General features: G+C 44.5%; 16 protein-coding genes. All 16 read left to right on the top strand.

All coding sequences use genetic code 11. The annotated features are described in order from the left end of the window. The first annotated feature begins 1 nt into the window (after nt 1). The 16 genes from J3L18_RS16930 to J3L18_RS16855 all read left to right on the top strand — a co-directional run bounded on the left by J3L18_RS16930 (nt 2) and on the right by J3L18_RS16855 (nt 19,104). A complete protein-coding gene (locus J3L18_RS16930; RefSeq protein WP_129568532.1) occupies nt 2-2,479 on the top strand; it encodes an ATP-dependent Clp protease ATP-binding subunit in 2,478 nt (825 codons plus the stop codon). Nucleotides 2,480-2,574: 95 nt separating this feature from the next. Then, nucleotides 2,575-3,015, top strand: coding sequence for a type VI secretion system contractile sheath small subunit (locus J3L18_RS16925; protein WP_091172377.1), 441 nt, complete (start codon nt 2,575-2,577; stop codon nt 3,013-3,015). 32 nt (nt 3,016-3,047) lie between these two features. Beyond that, nucleotides 3,048-4,430 (top strand): DUF5458 family protein, encoded by a 1,383-nt coding sequence (locus J3L18_RS16920; protein WP_129568533.1) that lies wholly within the window; start codon nt 3,048-3,050, stop codon nt 4,428-4,430. A gap of 222 nt (nt 4,431-4,652) precedes the next feature. After that, nucleotides 4,653-5,225, top strand: a complete 573-nt coding sequence (locus J3L18_RS16915; RefSeq protein WP_129568534.1) for an NAD(P)H-dependent oxidoreductase — start codon at nt 4,653-4,655, stop codon at nt 5,223-5,225. Between the two features lie 107 nt (nt 5,226-5,332). Beyond that, nucleotides 5,333-5,731 carry a type VI secretion system tube protein TssD gene (gene tssD / locus J3L18_RS16910; protein WP_091172372.1) on the top strand — a complete coding sequence of 133 codons (399 nt, stop codon included), beginning with the start codon at nt 5,333-5,335 and terminating at the stop codon, nt 5,729-5,731. A 74-nt stretch (nt 5,732-5,805) separates the two neighbouring features. Further along, entirely contained in the window at nt 5,806-6,198 is a 393-nt protein-coding gene (gene tssD / locus J3L18_RS16905) for a type VI secretion system tube protein TssD (RefSeq protein ID WP_090531686.1), read from the top strand. 112 nt (nt 6,199-6,310) lie between these two features. Further along, the gene (locus J3L18_RS16900; RefSeq protein WP_129568535.1) at nt 6,311-7,210 is read left to right on the top strand and encodes a hypothetical protein; all 900 of its coding nucleotides are present in this window, start codon (nt 6,311-6,313) and stop codon (nt 7,208-7,210) included. 3 nt (nt 7,211-7,213) lie between these two features. After that, a complete protein-coding gene (locus J3L18_RS16895) occupies nt 7,214-7,825 on the top strand; it encodes a hypothetical protein (RefSeq protein WP_129568536.1) in 612 nt (203 codons plus the stop codon). 19 nt (nt 7,826-7,844) lie between these two features. Beyond that, nucleotides 7,845-9,716 carry a type VI secretion system Vgr family protein gene (locus J3L18_RS16890; RefSeq protein WP_129568537.1) on the top strand — a complete coding sequence of 624 codons (1,872 nt, stop codon included), beginning with the start codon at nt 7,845-7,847 and terminating at the stop codon, nt 9,714-9,716. Between the two features lie 2 nt (nt 9,717-9,718). Then, entirely contained in the window at nt 9,719-10,594 is an 876-nt protein-coding gene (locus J3L18_RS16885) for a hypothetical protein (RefSeq protein WP_129568538.1), read from the top strand. Between the two features lie 36 nt (nt 10,595-10,630). Then, a complete protein-coding gene (locus J3L18_RS16880) occupies nt 10,631-12,001 on the top strand; it encodes a PAAR-like protein (RefSeq protein ID WP_129568539.1) in 1,371 nt (456 codons plus the stop codon). 18 nt (nt 12,002-12,019) lie between these two features. Beyond that, nucleotides 12,020-12,796 (top strand): PoNe immunity protein domain-containing protein, encoded by a 777-nt coding sequence (locus tag J3L18_RS16875; RefSeq protein WP_129568540.1) that lies wholly within the window; start codon nt 12,020-12,022, stop codon nt 12,794-12,796. 232 nt (nt 12,797-13,028) lie between these two features. Then, complete coding sequence (locus J3L18_RS16870; protein ID WP_129568541.1) at nt 13,029-14,684, top strand: glycoside hydrolase family 28 protein; 1,656 nt, start codon at nt 13,029-13,031, stop codon at nt 14,682-14,684. Then, nucleotides 14,684-15,676 (top strand): pectinesterase family protein, encoded by a 993-nt coding sequence (locus J3L18_RS16865; RefSeq protein WP_129568542.1) that lies wholly within the window; start codon nt 14,684-14,686, stop codon nt 15,674-15,676. Before J3L18_RS16870 ends, J3L18_RS16865 begins: the two co-directional genes overlap by 1 nt. An 8-nt stretch (nt 15,677-15,684) precedes the next feature. After that, a complete protein-coding gene (locus J3L18_RS16860) occupies nt 15,685-17,586 on the top strand; it encodes a glycoside hydrolase family 88/105 protein (RefSeq protein ID WP_129568543.1) in 1,902 nt (633 codons plus the stop codon). A 24-nt stretch (nt 17,587-17,610) separates the two neighbouring features. Beyond that, entirely contained in the window at nt 17,611-19,104 is a 1,494-nt protein-coding gene (locus tag J3L18_RS16855; RefSeq protein WP_129568544.1) for a tagaturonate reductase, read from the top strand. Nucleotides 19,105-19,114 lie beyond the last annotated feature (10 nt).

The following is a 19,114-nucleotide window of genomic DNA, read 5'->3' as shown; positions in this document are numbered from 1 at the left end:
TATGAACATAGTTAATTTAAGCGAGTCGGTGAAAACGGCGGTGCGGGTAGCGCAGTCATTAGCCAAAGAATATCACCATAAGGAATTCGGTCCGGCGCACCTTTTAAAAGGCTTGATGCACCAGGAAGTGGGGTTGAAGAATTTGCTTCAATCCATCGGGAAGGACACGGCTTACATAAGCGATTGGGCCGAAGTGCGCATTGAAGATTATTCGGCCGCGTTAACCGTGCCCGACGAAATGTTAGGTAACGACCAGGTAAAGCAGGTATTTGAAGAAGCCGATAATGTGCGCATAAAATTAGGCCAGGATTTGATTACGCCCGTTTGTGTGTTGATTGCGTTAATAAAGCCCAATGTGGGTTTTGATGCTAACCAGCTAAAATCTTTCCCGGTAAAAGAACGTGAGTTGCTGGATATTTATTTGAGTAATGAGGATGTTAACCATGCGGTAAATCCCTCTGCGCAGGCCATAAATGGCAGCGATGCACCCAAACAAACAACGGCATTACTCAAATACTGTGTAGACCGCACAAGCCTGGCCAAACAGGGTAAGGTAGATCCTATCATAGGCCGGGAGCGCGAAACACGGATGGTGATGGAGATCCTGAGCCGGCGCACCAAGCCCAATGTAATGATCACCGGCGATGCGGGCGTTGGCAAAACAGCCCTGGTTGACGGGTTCGCGCTTAGCATTGTAAACGGACAGGTACCGGCGTCGCTTAAGAATGTACAGCTTTTTGAACTTGATCTGGGTTCATTGATCGCGGGGGCATCCTATAAAGGAGAAATTGAAGACAGGTTAAAAAACATTCTGCGCGAGATAAAGCAGTTTGAAAAAGCGATCCTGTTCATTGATGAGATCCATACCCTGCTCGATAATAAAGGGCCGATAGGCGGCGGTGTTGGCAACCTGCTGAAACCGGAGCTTGTCCGGGGCGAAATAACGGTGATTGGTGCCACTACCATCGACGAATACCGCAAAGTGATTGAGCCCGAACAGGCATTTAGCCGCCGGTTTGAGGTGCTGCAGGTAAATGAGCCCGATACACCTACAGCTATTAAAATGCTTAAAAAACTGGTGCCCCAATATGAGGAGCACCACAACTTAAAGATAGACGATAACACAGCCGAAGAGTGCGTTAGACTGGCGCAGCGGTATATGAAAGACCGTCGCCTGCCTGACTCTGCCTTCGACCTGCTTGACCGTACCATGGCTGCTATCCGTTTAATGAACGATACCACCGATACAGCCCTTTCCGAACTCCGCACCGAACTGAACGAATTAAAAGCACTGAATGATGCGGGTGATTTGATCGGAGCATACAAATGGCTTTACACCCTGTATCGCAATAAAATAAGCGCGGTGTTGTTAGGGCAGCTGGAAGATGAAACCCAGGTTGATACTTTTGAAACGCCCGATGAATACATCGCTTACTTTGAACGTAATTTGAGCCGGCTTGAGGAATTGGCTCGAAATAAAACTGAGGTAGTAGATAAACATGATATTGCTGCTATTATTTCCTACAAAACAGGCATCCCCTTAGGCAAGATCCAGGCGCAGGAGAAAGAAAGGCTTTTGGGTATGGAAAGCTTCCTAAAAAAACGGGTTGTTGGGCAGGACCAGGCGTTGAAAGCCGTATCTGATGCCATACTCGAATCGCGGAGCGGACTGAACAAAAAAGGGCAGCCCATCGGCTCATTCTTTTTGCTTGGCCCAACAGGCACCGGTAAAACGGAGCTGGCCAAATCAATAGCCGAGTTTTTATTTAATGACGAAAAAGCGATGATCCGCTTTGATATGTCGGAGTTTAAGGAGGAACATTCGGCCGCATTGCTGTATGGCGCGCCGCCGGGCTATGTAGGGTATGAAGAGGGCGGCTTGCTCGTAAACAAAATAAGGCAGCAACCTTACTCGGTTGTGCTGTTTGATGAAATTGAAAAGGCTCACTCATCGGTATTTGATATCTTTTTACAGATCCTGGATGAAGGGCATATGCACGACAGGCTGGGCAAGCAAGGCGATTTTTCAAACGCGCTGGTGCTATTTACCTCGAACATTGGCAGCGAGTGGGTATCTGAGCAAATTAGCCGGGGGCATATGCCTACATCAAACCAATTGATGGAGGTGATGGCCAATAAGTTCAGGCCGGAGTTTTTGGCGCGGTTATCAGAGATAGTACCCTTTGCACCTATACATGAAGAAAATGTAGTACGCATCTTTGAGATCCAGCTCAAAAGCCTTATACAGGCGCTTGATAAAATGGGCATAAACATGCAGTTAAGTGCCGAAGCAAAAAATATGCTGGCCTTAAGCGGTTTTACACCCAAATATGGTGCCCGGCAGCTATCGGCGGTGATCCGTAACCAATTGCGCAGGCCAATATCACGGTATATTATTTCGGGCGAACTGAAAAAAGGAAATACTATCGCTATAGATAAAAAAAGTGATGATACTGAATTATTGTGGAGTATTAGTTAAGTAATTTAACTGAAATACATACTGTTAAAAACAATTTTATAGTTATTGCATTATAACATAAACACTTTCATACTTATCATTTATTAAATAAAGCTATGTTTAATTACGAAATAGGGGGAAACGAAACAAAAGTTGATTCCTCAGAAGCATTTGGTGAGATAGCTCCCAATAAAACTTTGTTTATTCAAAAATTAACTGATAATGAGCCGCTGAGACCGGAGAAGGTTGAAGGACTTAAAAATGTTGAAGAGGTTTTTGCTCATTACAAGCCAAAAGTAAGTGTTGAGCTTGAAAGAGAAAACGGATCAAATGTTACCGAAACCCTGTACTTTAATAATCTTGGCGATTTTGCACCAAAAAACCTGGTACAACAAAGCAAATACCTGCATAAGCTTAATATTCAGCGCGAGATGTACCTCAATATCATGAAGCAGCTGAAAACCAACAAAACGCTGAAGTCAACCCTTGATAACGCCGAAACCAAACAGGCCTTTATTGAGGCGTTAAAAAATATAGTAACCGAGCTTGACCAATAATTAGCTAATCCTAAACATTTAACAACACGATCATGGCAACACCAAACGAGCAGATCCTGAATGAAAATTCAACAGACCAGGCTCTTAAAATAAAAGAAAGAAGCGGCGCGGCATCCTTATCAACCAGTTTAGATAAACTATCAAAAGTTGGTGGTTTTGATTTGCTGGAAGCTACTATTGATGGCCTTCAAAACCTGAACCCCGAACGCAAAGCCCGTAAACAGATCTTTTTAACTGATGATGAGAAGAAAGGGGAGCGCGAAGAGCTTAAGCTGAAGCTTAATCAATGGATAGAAGCTTTGGAAAGCGGCGAATCGGTTAGCGATACTATTCAGAAAAGCGCCGAAAAACTGCAAAGCGTTGAAGAAAACCTGAACAAAAATTTACTCAATGTATTGGAAAGCACCCGCGAGCTGGAACAGGCTTACCGCACAGTGCATTTGTTTTATAAAAACACCGAACAGGATAAGCTGAAGAATGTGGTATTAATGAATGCCACGATCGATCAGTTGAAAGAGCTTGATAACCCACGCTTTATTGAATATGCTGCAAATGAACTTAAGCAAAATTATGACAGGCTGGATCTTCGTCAAAATTATTCAATCCTGGTTGTGCCCGGCTACCTTGGCTCAAACAAGGTAGTTGAACGCTGGTCAAAAATAGCCTATGATAATAAAGTAATGCTGGTGACCGATTTTGCGGATCTTGAACAACCGGATGATGTAATTGACCTGTTTACATCTGCTAATTTAACTGGCGGCGATGCCTTTAAATCAAACACCATCATGACCTGTAACTGGCTGGTAGGCCGCGGCAAAGTTGCCGAAGCGGGTGAAGAGGATGACCTGTATATCCCCGGTTCAGCAGCATTGGCGGGTAAGATGTATTATACGCTGATGTCGCAGGTTACCGCCGGTAAAAAACACGGTGCGGTTAACGAGGTGGATGGTGTACGTTTTGACCTCAAAAAGAGCGAGATCTCACACCTGGAGCGCATTGGCCTGGTACCTATGGTGAATGAGTACGGCAAGGTAATGGCATTCTCGGCCAAAACTTTGTTTAATGGCGATAATATCGGTTTACAAACCTATTCGGTAGTGAGGGTATTTGATTATATCACCAAAGTATTATTTGACTTTTTGAACCGCCGAGCTTTTGAAAACTGGACTTCAAAAACAGAGCAGGATTTGCGCTCGCAAATTGTGAAGTTTTTGGATAACATCCAGGGGCCCGACAGGCTTATCGAACGCTTTAAAATAATCAGGTTTGAGCGCGATGAACAGCAAAAGGACCGCATTCACCTTGATATCAATATCACGCCATATTTCCCGGCTAAAAGCTTTGTGGTGAAGCTTGACGGGCAAAAAGGTGAGGATGCAAGCCCAACCTGGAACAGCGAATATAAACAGCAGTAATATTGGAGCACACAGCGTTGTGAAGTGGTAATGAATCCCTTTTGAAATAAGGAAGCACCTACTGGAGCGATATCGGATATGTGCAAAACAATATATTGGCTCCGTAGGTGCCTCCTGTTAGGAGGCGGGTTTTAAAAGCAATATTCACGTTAAACCAGCGCTGTGTGCATTTTAGGTTAATTTAACCGGAGGCCTAACTTTATTTATTGTTAAATAAGGTTTATGTTTGCATTGATGAGGCAGCTATTGATCATTAATGCAGATATAGATAAAACACCAACCACAGCGACATTGATCAATGCCTACAAAGAAGGGGCCCAGGCCGCCGAATCTGTAGTAAAAGAGATAGCCATCGCCGACCTTAAATTTAATCCCAACAAGCAATTCACGCTAAGCAATAACGAGCCCGAGCCCGACCTTGTGCAGGCTGTAAACGCAATAAAATGGGCATCGCACTTGGTGATATTTTGCCCGGTTTATAAAGATTCGATCAACTCGAAAATTAAAGGTTTTTTTGATCGCGTTTTCATGCCCGACCAGGTTTTTATCAGCGGCGCGTCGGTTAATTTCAATGGCCGGTCAGGACGTGTGGTTTCTATATTGGATGAAGCTGCCTGGCAGGACTGGCAGGTTGATATGAAGCCAACCTACCTGGCAGTAAAAAAACTAACCCTCGAAAAGCGCGGCATCAAGCCTGTGCACACCAGTACCATCGGGCATCTCTACAACCTCGATAATGAGTACAGCAAAAAGTGGATCCAAAAATTATATTCTTTTGGGTTAAAACTTATTTAAATAAATATTTAATATTTTCTCCAAACAATAAATTAATTACATTGTAGTTATTAAAGTAATGCGCAAAGCATCTACTTTAAATTATTAACCTCTTAAAATTTATCATTATGGCTTTCAAAGCAAGATTAAATTTTTCGGGCAAGGACTACGATGTGCTCACTTGCTCCTATGCATTAAACCGCGATGTAGACTCAAAAGGACGCCCGTCCTCAGGTATTTACGGCGGTACTATCGATATCGAGATCGAGTCGACTGAAGACACCTCCATTATCGAATCAATGGTTAACAACCAGTACAAACCGATCGCCGGCACTTTGCTGATCAAAAAATCTGAGGAAGACGCTAAAATGAAAGAGCTGTCTTTTGAAGATGGCTACATCGTAAAGTATTCTGAAGGTATCGACATTACAGGCGCAACTCCAATGAGTTTGAAGTTCGTAATCTCGGCCCGCAAGTTGAAACTGGGAAGCGCCGAGCACGTGAACGATTGGCCAGGTAGAAACTAAGCCCGGCCGATTTTGTTATCAGTTTGTGCCGAAGGGGCACTTAATTTATTTATCTACTTAAAACTTTATTGATCATGGCTTTCAAAGCAAGAATTAGTTTAGGATCGAAAGAATTCGACGTGCTGCAATGCAGCTATTCATTAAACAGGGACGTTGATTCAAAAGGCCGTCCGTCATCAGGTGTATATGGTGGTACTATCCAGGTTGAGGTTGAATCAACCGAAGACACTTCGGTTATCGAATCGATGGTGAACAGCCAGTACAAGCCAATTCATGGCACTATCACCTTCAAAAAATCTGAAGAAGATGCCAAAATGAAGGAGCTTAATTTTGAGGATGGTTATATCATTCAATATAATGAGGGGATATCGATTATCGGTAACAACCCAATGTCGTTAAGCTTTGTGATATCGGCGCGTAAGCTGAAAATAGGCAACGCCGAGCACGAAAACGACTGGCCTAAATAATATATCAGTACAATTGATTTGTACTGTCTTTTAAAAAGATACGGAGGAGATAGTAACATATTTTCCTCCGTGTTCTTTTTACAGCTTTTGTTTAGGTTCAGTTATAAACCTTATGAAAAGAAAGAAGAGAATAATAAACCCAGCCTTACCCACTACAAAGAAAAAGGTGAAAAAATCGTCGGTTCCAACCCCCATGGAATACGTGCAGCTTTTTAATACCTGTGTTATTAAAAAGGAAAAAATCGCTGCTGTCGATAAGATCATCGATGAAAAGGTAACCGTAAACCGCCCCCGTTACGAGAGCATTTCAAACCTGGTACGCCTTGGTACTAATGCGCCGTCGGCTGCCGGAAATAAAAATCTTTTCGCATCGGTGTATACCCCTTTTTTTGATCGTTATAACACCACTCCGCTATCATTAAACCCAACCGCGGCCAATGCCAAACCCGAAAGCGTTTTGGATATCATGACCAAACCGCAGATGACAACCGGCCTTTTGGGAGCTAATTTTTTTGACACCGGGAGGTTTACCCCAAACGATCCGTTTTCGTTTATGAACCTTTTTGGCGGCGGCGGAGCTATCCCCTGGTATTTTATAGCTTGTGTACATTATATGGAGTGTTCGTTCAGTTTCAAAAAACACCTGCACAACGGCGATCCGCTTACCGGTTATACGGTACAGGTGCCTGCCAATCGCCCAAAGGTGGGTCATGGCCCTCCGTTTACTTTTGAGGAGAGCGCTGTTGATGCTATTAAACTGATGAAGTATGATAAGGTAACCAATTGGAGCCTGCCGTTTATTTTGCAAAAGCTGGAGGGATATAATGGTTTTGGTTATAATAAAAAGGGCATTCACACGCCTTACCTCTGGAGTTTTTCGAACCAGTATGTCAAGGGCAAATATGTCAAAGACGGTGTTTTTGATGCCGAGGCGGTATCCCAGCAAATGGGCGCGGCAGTTATCCTTAAACGGATGGAAGACAGGGCACTAATCAGTATTCCCAGAAATTAACCAATGAACAGGATTAATAAACATATGGTATTGTTACTGCTTGCTACCGGGTTGGCAGGTTCGGCCGTTGGCTGCAGCGGTAACCCTAAAGCCCCGGTTGCTGATACTGTCAAAACCATAGCTAAGTCGGCCTCCCGAACTGTACATAAATCGGCCCTTACCGATGAACAGTTGTTCCGAGCCTGCCTGAAACAGTTTAAAGCCGCTGCCCTGCAAAGAAATAAAAAGCAACTGGCCGGCATGTTTTACTTTCCGTTGCAAACAACACCCCAATGGTCGAACGAAGATTTACGATCTGCTACGATTAACCCTGCTGAGGGACTGGTGAGCGGGGCAGAATATCCACAGTATGAGCCTGCTATATTGAGTGCTGACGTGCTTCGTCTTATACCCAAAAGTACCGAAGACGATCTGTCGGAGATTGATGCCGCTACAGACGAAAATTATTATAAAGTTATTGCAAAAGTTACCGATAAAGGCAGTAAGCTTTACGAGTTGCAGCAACAATATGAGCAAAAAAATGGCAGGGAAACATCGTACGGGTTTGTTTTTGGCAAAGTTAACGGGCAATATAAAATTATAAGTTACTACAGCCCATGGCCTGTTAAAGGTTAATGGATTTTATAGCCGAATTATGGAAAAGAAACTAAAAGTAGATATCAATATTGAAGGTACCCAGATCACCCATTTCTCTACCTTTAACCTTGACCAGCGTTTTAATGAGCACCATACTTTTCAGCTCAGGTTTAACCATGATATGGTTGAAGAGTACAACGCTGTTACGCTCGAAAACTCAAAGGACTTTATTGGCAAAAACATTACCGTGCAGTTTGGCACAGCCGATAGCGGCGAAAATAAATTCAGCGGTATTGTTACCAAGGTAGAGCTTTCGCAAAGCCATGGTTTTCATGGCGATATCCTGGTGAGCGGCTTTAGTCCGACCATCCTGATTGACCGGGGCCCCGACCTCGGCTCGTACCTTAACAAAAGCCTGAGCAGCATTATTCAATTAGCTACCCAGGATGCACCGGCAAACGATCTGAACCTCAATATCAAGCCAACCAATACTTCGCCTATTGATTATATCATTCAATATCGTGAAAGCGATTTTGAGTTTATCAACCGTCTTTCGGCCGAGTATTACGAATGGTTTTATTACGATGGTGCTAAACTAAATTTCGGTAAGCCCGATAAGCTGGAGGAGGTTGCTCTTATTTACGGGCGTGATCTGCATAGCCTGCAATATGCAATGCAGATAGCGCCTTTAAAGCATAATAAATTTGCTTACAACCCCAGGCAGGATGAACTGCTTTCGTCGGAGCCGCAAGGCTCTTCGGGCAGCACGCCGGACCTTTCGCATGCCATCAGCGCATCAAACAAAGTTTTCAGCAAAGTTTATAATGAACCACTGGCTGTTAGGGTAAATAACAAAAAAGAAATAGATGATTATGTTAATAACCAGCAAAAAGCGCTGATATCCGAATTGGTTACCATTGTAGGCAATGGCGACAACCCCATGGTGGGCCTGGGCAAAATACTTAATGTAAGCATGAGTGTAAGGGGTACAGGGGCTTTTGAATTGCAGGATTTTGGCAAGTTCCTGGTTACGGCGGTTTATCACCAGATCGACGGTGTTGGCCATTACCAAAATACGTTTGAAGGCGTTACTGCCGATACGGAGCGTATCCCGGTTGCTGAAGCCGAAAAACCCAACCCGGATATGCAGCTGGCCGATGTTACCGACAATGCCGACCCGGATGGGCATGGCCGCGTTAAAGTAAAATTTAAATGGCAATGTACCGCGAATGATGTTACCGAGTGGCTCAGGGTAGTTTCTCCTGATGCAGGCAGCTCGGATAAAGTAAGCAAGAACCGCGGGTTTGTTTTTATCCCTGAAGTTGGCGACCAGGTGCTGGTAGCATTTGAGGAGGGTAATATTGCCCGCCCAGTTATTATTGGCAGCATGTTTAGCGGTAGAACAGGTACGGGCGGCAGTCAAACCAATAAAACCAAAGCGCTTACTACCCGAAGCGGCAACACCGTGATACTGGACGATAGCAATGGCAGCATTAACGTTAAAGATCCCAGCGGTAACGTGGTAACCCTTAATGGCGACGGCACGGTAACCATTTATGCGCCAAACACCTTAACGCTGGTATCAAAAGATATTAACATTAACGCGGGTAATAGCATTAATATAACATCATCGCCGGCTAAAGAAGGCGGGGGTGACGGTATTATCAATGTTACAGCCAAAAAATCGATATCGGTAGCGGCACAGGATGAAGGTATCACTACAAATGCGAAAAAAGATATTGCCTTTACCAGCGAAACCGAAAGTATCAAACTCTCCGCGTCCGCCAAAGACATCACTTTTGATGCTGCGGCCGGCAAACTTTCATCAAGCAGCAAATCGGCCGAGATCAGCTCGACCGACAAAATGCATCTCAACGGCGGCAGTCTTGCGCATATTATAGCGGGCGATGTTGAAATTAACCAATCATGATCATGAATATATTACCGGTAAATACAGCTCAAAGTTCATGGTACCAGCTTAGCTCATCCAACCGTACCATAATTGGCACAAAAGTACTTGAGTTTGTGCAGGACAGGTGGATTGAAATAAAACTCATTAGCCATGACGATAAGCAACGGGTTTATGAATATACCCTGCTTGATCAAAATATGGATGGCTCTGCGCTGATCCATGAATGGGCAGCAGATATGGAATGGTTCCAGTCGCCGGTACAGATCATAACAGATCTGGAAGGGAAATTTATCGGCATCAATAATTTTAATAGTATCGCTAATTGCTGGCAGCAGGGCTTCCGGTCAAAAATTGCCAAAAAATATCGTCAGCAGGATGGTATCGATGTAATGCTGTCCGAAACAGACAAATTGCTGCAGGATCCTAAACGCTTTCTGCAATCATTTATGGGGTACAGCCATTACCGGTGCTTTTTTCAACCGTTTTACAGGGAATGGCAAGCCAATGAAAGCTCTTCCCTGATACTGAAAGGTTTTTTCGGCACAATTGACCTGCCGCTCATCATCTACAGTTTTACCGAACAACATGGCAACACCGTAACCATAACCAACGAAGCCGAGGTTGACGAAGAAAGGTTTGAAAGACCTGTGTTAGTGAGGATGCTAAAAGACCTTACAAATACCTATAACCTGAAGGTTGACCTGCAGACCGAGATGGAAGAGATTTACAAATTTGAAAACAACATACTACAGGAGGCCGATTTGTTTTTGCAATTACATGTGCCCTCATTTTATACTGTTGTAACGGCACATCAATGCAGGCGGATTGAACAGCATGAGCTTCCGAAGGAACGCGTTGATAAGAACGAGTTGAGCAACAGTGTACTGCATGTATAAGGCTGAAGGTTTAGTACTCACAAAAAGTAATATCCGATGTCAAAAAAATATATTCCAAACAATAGCTGCCTTAAGTGCGATAAAGGGTCGGCTCCTGTGCGGTTAAAGGTAACGCATCATAACAACACGAAAATTTATGGTGAGTTCCTGGCCAGTGAGGCCGACATGGTGCCGGGTGAAAATATTTTGCCCATGGGCAGGTGTTCGGTAACGGGTGGCAGCTGCAAATTTGATCCTATTTACTGGGACAAGACCAATAAAGGTGTTAAGGTTAACGGCTACAAATTATTATTTGAAGATGCGAACCTGTTGTGCAAACAAGGCGGCAAAATAAGTGTTGACTTTAATGCGCCAGGCGGTATGAGCACAGCTGGGGCGCTTGTTACGGGTGCCGGTGCCGGAACGTTCAACTATGGTTCGTACACCAACACCCTCGATATATTGCAGCGCGGTACCATTTATGATGTTGAAAACGGTAAGATAAGCCTGGTACGGAGCAACAGCGAAAGTGATTACCGCAGGCATGGTAATTACGGGGAGATGAAGGACAACGTTTATCATCGGCAGGAAGGTTTTCGCGATGTAAGAAGCGACCACCCTGTAATTGATATTGATAAACCTACGGCTTCGGGCATTGACGGGGCTTACGCCAAAGATAATGGGTATAAAATTACAGACGGTAAATACAATACAGCATCGATACAAAATACGACAACCGGCCGCGAGTTAAGTGAGCGATGGACGCGAAATCACATCGACAATAACGGGGCTATAAACCCGGCAGACGAAGCAGGAGTTAGACTGGCAAATACAGATGGCAGCCTGAACCGCGAGGTGATCAGGGTTAAGCCCGACGGAACCATGCAGTCAGAAACTATAAACTCCAACGGCTTTAAAGCTACCCGCGGGCAAAGTGAGGCCCTGGAAATAAAAACCAGCAGGGCCGGCAATTTTATGAATGGTGTAAGGTCGTCCATGCTCAATTCAAAACCTCTTACAGCCTTGTCCGAATCTAATTTTTCGCAGGCGGTACGTAATAGCAGAATTGCCACTGGCGCAAATGACGGCCTGTTTAAGGCAAGCCAGGCAATTGCACGTTCTCCTGCTTTAAGTGTGGCTGGCAAAGTTGCCGGCCGGGGGCTTATAGTTGTTGGTATCGCCCTTGATGCAGTAAGTATCTATTCGGCGTATGAAGAAGAGGGCGGTTTTGGCAAAAAAACAAAAGGAGCGGTAGGCGGTGCTGCCGGTGGCCTTGCCGGCGGTATAGCAGGTGCCGAAATAGGTGCAATGATAGGTACTGCTATATGCCCCGGGGTTGGTACAGTAGTTGGTGGTATTGTTGGCGGGGTTATAGGAGGCCTGGCCGGAAGCGGCATTGGTAAATCAATTGCAGGATGGTTCTCATAAATTTAAACAGCTTATAAAATGGGTTTTTTTGATAAATTATTTGGCGGAGGTGGAACCACGGCAACACCCGAAACGCAGTTAAGAGCAGAATATAAAGACGTTGCTTTCTTTAAAAAAATGTTTGATAAGAAGCAGTCGATAATAAAAATGTACCAGGAACAAAATGTCACCTTAAAACAACAGGAAAAGTTTCGCCCGATAAACAACTGGGTGCTTGCTATGGAACATCTTGACCTGGTTTATTTAAACTATTCTATCGGGAATGATATCAGCCTGTGTTATAATGAATATATAACAGCTGCCGGATACTATGGCGAAGGCTGGGATGCCGATGCGTTTTATGCCGATATGATTGATATGGTGGCTTTAGGCAGCTTACTGAATGTACCTGATGAAGTATATGAGCCGGTTATTAATTATATCCGCCAGTCGGATAGTGGTTCCAGTTACCCAACCTGGACACCGGATGCCTTATTATGGTATATCATTAACACCAAAAAGCCGGGGAGCGGCCCGCAGCCGGATACGCTTATCACCGAAGCTTACAGGGATATTTATGATTTAACAAAAATGCCTAAAGCCGATGCGGAGCGCGAAATGAAACTTTACCTCGACAAATGGTACAGGTTGCATAAAGACGATTCATGGTATGAAAACCACAAAAAAGAAAGCTCATATAAAGGTTACTGGAGTTGGGAAGCCGGCGCGGTAACTAAGATAATGGGACTTGATGATAGCGGTTACGCTAATCATCCAAATTATCCTTATGATATGGTGCACTGGTCGGCTTCGTAATTGCGCGGTATCAAATAAAATCACCATAAACCGGAGTTGCTTTGAGTTTAAATGAAGAAATCCGGTCCCCCTTTTTTAGCCGCTAAAATTTACGCAAACGTTTCTGGGAACGTTTGCGCGGTTTTTGTTGGGCAAATTCTTTTTTTTATTGCCGTCAGCCTTTAATCTTGTTTAGGATTTAATGTTCCTTCACCAATTATAGGGCGATAAATAGCTGTTTTAAAATAAAAACATGTCGGTAGTAAAAACAAGGATAGGGATAGCGGTTTTGCTTTTGGCGGGTTGCTTCACATCGCGGGTACAGTGTCAGCAGTATTCCTGGCAACATTTGCCGCAGGTAAATAAACCTGTATTTAAAAAGGATACCATCAACATTTTAAAATATGGCGCCAAAGCTGATGGCATTACGTTAAATACAACAAGTATCAATAAAGCAATAAGCGCCTGCAGCGCCAAAGGGGGCGGGGTAGTACTTATTCCGCAAGGCTTGTGGCTAACCGGGCCGCTGGTGATGAAGAGTAATGTAAACCTCCATGTAAGCCGGGCGGCGCTGCTCCAGTTTACTGATGATAAAACGCAATATAAACTGGTTGAAGGCAATTATGAAGGCCATGCCGCTGTGCGTAATGAATCGCCGATATCCGGCACCAACCTTACCAATATAGCCATCACCGGCGAAGGGATCATTGATGGGCACGGCGAGGTTTGGCGGGCCATCAGCAAAGACAGGCTTACTGAAGCTGAATGGAAAAAACTGGTAGCATCGGGAGGCGTAGTGAGCGAAAATGGCAGGTCATGGTACCCTTCTGAAAGTTATGTTAGCGGACTTAAAGCACCTGGGGCAGGTGTTGTTGGCAATGGAAAAACCATAAAGGATAACGAACCTTTTAAGGACTTTTTCAGGCCAAATATGCTGGTGCTTACCAATTGTAAAAAAGTATTGCTGCAGGGCGTTACACTTCAAAATTCGCCCGCATGGAATATCCATACTTTACTATGCGAAGACCTTACCGTACAGAACGCAAGGGTCAGGAATCCCTGGAATGCTCAGAACGGTGACGGTATTGATGTAGAATCATGCCGGAATGTGTTAATTGAAGGCAGCACTTTTGATGCCGGAGATGACGGCATCTGTATTAAATCGGGCCGGGATGAAGAAGGCCGCAAACGCGGTAAGCCCACTGAAAATGTAATTGTACGGAATAACGTGGTTTACCGTGCCCATGGCGGTTTTGTGATAGGAAGTGAAATGTCGGGAGGGGCACGTAATATTTTCGTATCAAACTGTACATTCATCGGTACGGATATCGGTTTGCGTTTTAAAACTACACGCGGCAGGGGAGGCGTAGTTGAAAATATCTTTATTAAGGATATTGCCATGAAAGATATCCTTCATGAGGCTATTCTTTTTGATATGTACTACGGAGGTAAATCGCCCGGCGAAGCAGATGATATAAATGACCAGGCTGTTGTGCCGGTAACCGAAGCCACACCTTCATTTCGCAAGTTTTATGTAAACAATGTAGTGTGTAACGGCGCCGAAAAAGCGCTCATGATCCGGGGGCTACCCGAGATGGGGATTAAGGACATTCATATAGAAAACAGTACTTTCAAAACTGTTAAAGGAGCAGATCTGATAGAAGCACAGAACATCTTTCTGAAAAATATCCATCTCGAAAGTAAAGAAACTAACCCACTTATCAATGTTCAAAACAGCAGCAACCTTACGTTTGATCATATTACCTATGGCGATACAGAGTTGTTGTTTAAGATCAGCGGTAAAAAATCGCAGCAAATAAAATTGCTGAATACGGATGCCGCCAAGGCTAAGAACAAAGTTGAGTTTGCTTCAGGAGCAGCCGAAAATGTAATAACCGGTTCAAAATAATGAAGAGAGCGACGCTATTGATATGGATTGTTTTTGCACCGGCATTATTGCTGGCGCAGGCTGTTGTTTATCCGAAGCGCTTTACTGTAGCGCAGGATGGCAGCGGCGATTTCAAAACCATTCAGCAGGCCGTAAACGCTGTTCGTGACCTGTCGCAGCAAAGGGTTAGCATTTACATAAAAGCCGGAGTATACCACGAAAAACTGGTAATCCCCTCCTGGAAATGTAATATAGAACTGATAGGTGACGATCAAAATAAAACCATCATCACCAACAGCGATTTCTCGGGCAAAGCAAACCCGCAGGGTAAGGATGCCTTCGGAAAAGCCGAGTTTACAACCTATACTTCGTACACGGTTTTGGTGCAGGGTAACGATTTTATCGCCCGGAATTTAACCATAGCAAATGCCGCAGGCCCCGTAGGACAGGCCGTGGCTTTACATGTTGAGGGCGACAGGTGTGCCATAATTAATTGCCGGCTGCTTGGCAACCAGGATACGCTTTATGCCGGTACCGAAAACAGCCGCCAGTTTTATAAAGACTGTTATATGGAAGGTACAACCGATTTTATTTTCGGCGAAGCCACTGCGGTTTTCCAAAACTGTGTGATCAAAAGTCTCCGAAACTCTTTTATTACGGCTCCCGCAACTACACCGCGACAGCGATTTGGTTTTGTGTTTTTGAACTGCCGGCTTGAAGCAGCTGATACCTCTGTAACAAAGGTTTACCTGGGCAGGCCCTGGCGGCCATACGCCAGATCTGTTTTTATCAATACAACAATGGGGAGCCACATCTGCGCTCAGGGCTGGGATAACTGGCGTAACCCGGAAAATGAAAAGACCGTTTTTTTTGCCGAATATAAAAGCAAAGGAACAGATATAAGCAAGCGTGCGCCCTGGTCGCGCCAGTTAACTGAGGCCGAAATGAAAAAATATACATTGAATAATATTCTTGCCGGGAATGATAACTGGGAGGTAATGTCAATAAAATGAGCTGTATAATGAAGAAAATATTATTGTTATGTGCTTTCCTGTTCGCGGACCTGGGGCTCAGAGCTCAAACACTGCCCTGGTCGCAGCGAATGGCGAATACCGCTATTCAGATCTGGAAGGATTCGCTGCCGGGCACTAACTGGTCGTACGACCAGGGGATTGTGTTACAAGGGCTGCAAAGCGTTTGGCGGCAATCGGCCAGGAGTGAATATTTTACTTACATCCAGAAATCGATAGACAGGTATGTGGGGGCAGATGGAACCATCCGCACTTACAAGGCTAAAGATTATACTTTAGATAATATCCTTTCCGGCCGGAGCCTGTTGTTTTTGCAACAAGTATTAGGTACTGAAAAATACTACAAAGCTGCTTCGTTACTTCGCAAACAACTTGACGAACAACCAAAAACTCCTGAAGGTGGTTTCTGGCATAAAAAGAGATATACTAATCAGATGTGGCTCGATGGCTTGTACATGGCCGAGCCTTTTTATGCCGAATATGCTTCCGTTTACCATGAGGATGCGGACTTTGATCAAATAGCCGATCAATTTATCTGGATGGAGCAGCATGCGCGCGATGCTAAAACAGGTTTGTTGTATCATGCCTGGGACCAGAGCAAAAAAGAACGCTGGGCTAACCCGCAAACCGGTCTTTCGGCCAGTTTATGGGCCCGTGCCGATGGCTGGTACGCTATGGCACTGGTTGATGTGCTGTCGTATTTCCCGGCCAATCATCCTAAACGAGCGGCACTCGTTGCCATTTTAAAGCGCCTTGTGGTGGCTATACAAGCTTGCCAGGACCAGGGCACAGGTTTGTGGTACCAGGTACTCGACAAGGGTAACAAAAAAGGTAATTACCTGGAAGCATCGGCTTCGTGCATGTTTGTGTATACGTTGGCTAAAGGTGTAAGGGAAGGCTATCTGCCTCAAAAATATTTGCCTGCTGCCCGAAAAGCTTATGATGGCATCATCAAAAACTTTATTGAAACCGATGCCGATGGACATGTAAACCTGAAAGGCACGGCAGGTGCTGTAGGCGTAGGCGGTGAACCATATCGCGATGGCAGTTACGAATACTATACCGGAGTAAAGACTGTCACCAATGAAACCAAAGGTGTTGGTTCATTTATGCTGGCCAGTGTAGAGATGGAACGTTTAGCCGATCTGAATGCAGGTAAAGGCAAAACCGTACTTTTAGATAGCTATTTTAATAACGAATATCATAAAGATGTTACCGGTAAAAACATCCCGTTCCACTACAAGTGGGAGGAACAGGACAATAACGGATTTTCGCTTTTTGGGCGGATCTTTAATAATTACGGATTATATATCCAAACTTTAAACGAAGCACCTGATGATGTCAATCTCAAAAAAGCTTCGGTTTATGTTATTGTTGACCCCGATATCCCGAAGGAAAACCCGGACGCTAAATATATCGAAGAACCGCATATTAAAGCTATCAGCAACTGGGTTAAAAATGGCGGCATACTGGTTGTTTTAAATAACGATACCGGTAATGCCGAATTTGTACATCTGAACAAGCTAATGGCCAAGTTTGGTATCAGCTTTAACTTAAATAGTATTAACAGGGTGGTTGGGCGTAACTTTGAGCAGGGAGCCATCAATATCCCTTCGGATAATTCCATCTTCAAGACGGCGCGCAAGGTTTATATCAAAGAGTTGAGTACCCTGCAGCTAACCAAGCCCGCTGTGCCGCGGTTAACTAACGGCAAAGACATCATCGTGGCTACCGCCAAATATGGTAAAGGCACTGTGTTTGCCGTTGGCGACCCTTGGTTTTATAACGAATATACAGATGGCCGAAAGCTGCCGCCCGACTATGACAACTTTAAAGCAGCCAACGATTTGGTAGGCTGGCTGGTGAAGCAAATTCCTCAAACAAAAAAATAGTAACTTATTACAATTCAAAAGAACATGATATTATCAAGATATAACCTCAACAAAACAACTGTACCGGCGGCAGAATTACCTCCTGCCAATGTATTCGATCTGCCCGAAAAGGTGCTGCAATTTGGTACCGGCGTACTGTTGCGTGGCTTGCCCGATTACTTTATCGACAAGGCTAACCGTGACGGAATCTTCAACGGCAGGGTTGCGGTTGTTAAATCCACCGACAAAGGTTCGACAACGGATTTCGATATGCAGGATGGTTTGTACACCATTTATTCAAAAGGCATTGAAAATGGCGAAGAAGTTAATGAGCAGGTAATTTGTTCGGCGATCAGCCGGGTGCTTTCAGCCTCAAGCGAGTGGGAAGAGATCCTGGAGATAGCACGAAGCAAGAATTTACAGGTCGTTATTTCAAACACCACAGAAGTTGGGATCCAGTTGGTGAAGGAAGATGTACGTAAACATCCGCCGGCATCATTCCCCGGCAAATTGCTGGCTATTTTATATGAGCGTTACAGGGCCTTTAACGGAAGGCCCGATACCGGTTTGGTGATCATCCCAACCGAACTGATTATTGATAACGGTAAAAAACTGGAAGCCATTGTTTTAGAGCTTGCCCATTTAAATAAACTGGAGCCAGCTTTTATGGACTGGCTGGAGAGTAGCAATAGTTTCTGCAATTCGTTGGTGGATAGGATTGTGCCCGGCAGGCCGGATCAGCAGTTAAGTGATGCCATGGAAACCGAGCGCGGTTATACCGATAACCTCAGCATCATGTCCGAAACCTATAGTCTTTGGGCTATCCAGGGCGATGAGAAAATAGCCGAAGTGCTATCTTTTGCCCAGGCTGATAACGGTGTTGTAATTACGCCTGATATTGAACTGTTCAGGGAATTGAAACTCCGCCTGCTTAATGGTACGCACACCTTGAGTTGTGCTGTAGCTTATCTTTCAGGCTTTAAAACAGTTAAGGAAGCCATGGACGATGCGCATTTCACCAAATTCATCACTCAACTGATGTTTACTGAGATCATGCCATCTATCCCATACCAGATTGATGAAGATGTAGCCCGTGATTTTGGTAACAAGGTGCTCGACAGGTTCCGCAACCCCAACATCAGGCACGAGTGGCTGAGCATTTCGGTGCAGTACGCTACTAAAATTAAAATGCGGGTTATTCCGTTATTATTGAACTATTACAAACAAAACAATAAGGCGCCTCAAATGATGGCCCTGGGTTTTGCAGCTTTTATCCGCTTTATGCAGATTACCGAGACGGCGGATGGTAAATATACCGGAACAGCACATTCGGATAATTACGCGGTAACCGACGACCAGGCACCTAATTTAAGCAAAGCATGGAACGGCGCTGATGCAGAAACAGCGATTGCAGCTATCCTTAAAAATAAAAGCCTTTGGGATACCGATCTAACAACGTTACCCGGCTTTACAGAAGCAGTGACAGCACAGTTTAAGCTTATTAACGAACAGGGAAAACTGGAAATAAGTGCCATTTAAATAGGAGGAC

Origin of the sequence: Mucilaginibacter gossypii, assembly GCF_017569325.2 — a bacterium.
Taxonomy (GTDB): domain Bacteria; phylum Bacteroidota; class Bacteroidia; order Sphingobacteriales; family Sphingobacteriaceae; genus Mucilaginibacter; species Mucilaginibacter gossypii.
This window is presented reverse-complemented; position numbering and strand designations above follow the sequence as displayed.